Source organism: Bacillus sp. SIMBA_008 (assembly GCF_046535495.1).
Taxonomy (GTDB): domain Bacteria; phylum Bacillota; class Bacilli; order Bacillales; family Bacillaceae; genus Bacillus; species Bacillus subtilis.
In genome coordinates this window covers 1-231 of the sequence record NZ_JAWRWL010001390.1, presented here as the reverse complement: position 1 = coordinate 231, position 231 = coordinate 1, and the positions used below count along the sequence as shown (strand labels likewise).

Sequence of the window (231 nt, the reverse complement as noted above, 5' to 3'; positions counted from 1 at the left end):
CTTCTATATTAAGTGAACATGCCAAAGTGAGTGGATTTTCTCCAGTAGGGCTTGAGTTAGGTTTCGGGGGGCAAGGACCTTTGCCGCCGTTTACTTTTCAATTAAAGAATGGCTGCACGATGGAACTTGTCGGAAGAATTGACAGGGTAGATAAAGCAGAAGGTTCAAAAGGGCTGCTTTTAAGAATCGTCGATTACAAATCCAGTGAGAAAGGTCTTGACCTAGCAGAAG

1 protein-coding gene is annotated in these 231 nt (G+C 43.7%); it reads left to right on the top strand.

Features of this window, described 5'->3' with window-relative positions:
- Window positions 1-231: PD-(D/E)XK nuclease family protein (locus tag SB658_RS28025; protein WP_410603872.1), on the top strand; the 231-nt coding region annotated here is incomplete at both ends.